2 protein-coding genes are annotated in these 1,224 nt (G+C 69.4%); one reads left to right on the top strand and one right to left on the bottom strand.

Annotation, left to right across the window (positions count from 1 at the left end; translation table 11 throughout):
* Positions 1 to 290: 290 nt before the first annotated feature.
* Entirely contained in the window at positions 291 to 725 is a 435-nt protein-coding gene (locus ACFV1W_RS40705; protein WP_380422627.1) for a hypothetical protein, read from the top strand.
* Positions 726 to 840: 115 nt separating this feature from the next.
* On the opposite strand, the gene ACFV1W_RS40700 is transcribed toward ACFV1W_RS40705, so the two are convergent.
* A partial coding sequence (locus ACFV1W_RS40700) for an FAD-binding protein (protein ID WP_030291286.1) occupies positions 841 to 1,224 on the bottom strand: 384 nt, incomplete at its 5' end.

The following is a 1,224-nucleotide window of genomic DNA, read 5'->3' as shown; positions in this document are numbered from 1 at the left end:
ACCTCCGCCGCGAACGGAGCGATCTTCGCCTCGGCCAGCGAACGCACCGCCTCACGGAGCATCTCGTGCTCCTCGGAGATACGGAAGAGATCGAACTCCTGGCTCATGATCGCCACTCCTGTTTCACGACGGTACTCAGTACCCTTCATTATGCATGCGCGCAGCAAAAAGGGAACTCAGTGCCTTCACAGGGCGGCACTGAGTTCCCTATCCTTTTCCTGCCGTACTACAGCCGAACTACTGGCGTACTTCTGCCGACACAGCCGGTCCGAGCGCAGGGAGATGACGACGTGGTCCACTCAGCCATCGATGCCGACACCCGGAGTACGACGCTGTACTTCCAGCGCTGCACGTGGTGCAACAACCCCACGTTCCAGCGGCTGCTCTGCCCCACCTGCGGCTCCACCGAGCTGCGGCTGGAGCCCAGCGAGGGCACCGGCGTGGTGCGGCGCTGCGCGGTCGAGCAGGCCCGCACGCCGCTGGTCCGCCAGAAGTCGCTGATCCGGATGACGGAGGGCTTCGACGTCTGGTGCATCGTGGACGGCATGCGCAGCACCGTCCCGGTCGGCACCCGGGTGCGGCTGTACTCCTCCCCCGGCTCCGACCAGCCCGAGCTGCGGCTGCTGACGGTGGAGGAGCCGACGGCGGAGCAGGAGCCGGAGGCACGTCCGCTGCCGCCGGTCAAGGGCGGGTTCACCCAGCACCTGGCGGCCTTCGCCGAGTAGTCGCGGGACGACACGCGGAGGGCGTGGCACTCGGTACCGGGGTTCCCCGGGGGGGGGGGGTGCCATCGTTTCGGGGGGTACCGAGTGCCACGCCCTCCGTTCGGCTTCCGGGCGATCAGCCCTTGCGGGCCTTCACCTCGGCGGTGAGCTGCGGCAGCACCTCGAAGAGGTCGCCGACCACGCCGTAGTCGGCGAGTTCGAAGATCGGGGCCTCGGGGTCCTTGTTGACGGCCACGATGGTCTTCGAGGTCTGCATGCCGGCGCGGTGCTGGATGGCGCCCGAGATGCCGTTGGCCACGTACAGCTGCGGGGAGACCTGCTTGCCGGTCTGGCCGACCTGGGAGCTGTGCGGGTACCAGCCGGCGTCGACGGCGGCGCGCGAGGCGCCTACCGCCGCTTCGAGCGCGTCCGCGAGCTCCTCGACCACGCCGAAGCCCTCGGCGGCACCGACGCCGCGGCCGCCGGAGACCACGATGGCGGCCTCGGTCAGCTCCGGGCG

This window comes from Kitasatospora sp. NPDC059648 (genome assembly GCF_042734825.1).
Taxonomy (GTDB): Bacteria; Actinomycetota; Actinomycetes; order Streptomycetales; family Streptomycetaceae; genus Kitasatospora.
The sequence above is the reverse complement of the archived record's forward strand: the minus strand, read 5'-3'. Positions and strand labels throughout refer to the sequence as shown.